The following is a 647-nucleotide window of genomic DNA, read 5'->3' as shown; positions in this document are numbered from 1 at the left end:
CGGCCGCGCCGGGGAACCGGCCCGCCATCCCGACCACGGCCACCTCGGCGGTACGCGGTACGGCGGGCGCGGGCGCCGCCGTCCACAGCGGCTCGCCCGGGTCACCGTCGTCGGCCGCCTCCAGCGGGGCGCACAGCATGCCCAGCAGGAACGTGTGGGTCGGACCCAGCCCCAGCGCCGCCGCGAGGTCGCTCTGCCGCAGGTCGCCCACCGGGCACACGGCCACCCCGGACGGCACCTGCTGCTGCATCAGCAGCTGGGCCATGTGCCCGGCCTCCAGGGCGAGATAGCGCGGAGCCTGGTCGCCGTACAGCGGCTCGATGCCCCGGGTCTCGCCGACCAGGTGGATCTCCGCCGCCGCGCGGGCGGCGAACGGCCGGTTGTAGAAGACGTGCGCGGCGACCGGCACGTCGGCGTCCGTGCCGAGGGGTTCCAGGGTGTGGGTGCGCGGCCGGTAGTAGTACGCGCCGCCCTCCAGGCCGTCGACCGCGCCGTCCCGGACCAGGACGTAGACCTGGACGGCGTAGGTGTCACCCGCCGAGGGGTAGAGCGCCCCGTCGTCCGCGCGGTCGCCCGTCCGGGCCAGGACGCGCAGCAGGTCGCCCAGGCGCGCGACGTCCAGCCGGCGCGCGGCCGTGGGCCGCCGG

1 protein-coding gene is annotated in these 647 nt (G+C 77.4%); it reads right to left on the bottom strand.

The window, feature by feature from the left end; translation table 11 throughout:
- Positions 1 to 647: SagB/ThcOx family dehydrogenase (locus G3I53_RS25850; protein WP_164438827.1), on the bottom strand; the 647-nt coding region annotated here is incomplete at both ends.

This window comes from Streptomyces sp. SID14436 (assembly GCF_010548465.1).
GTDB lineage: Bacteria > Actinomycetota > Actinomycetes > Streptomycetales > Streptomycetaceae > Streptomyces.
This window is presented reverse-complemented; position numbering and strand designations above follow the sequence as displayed.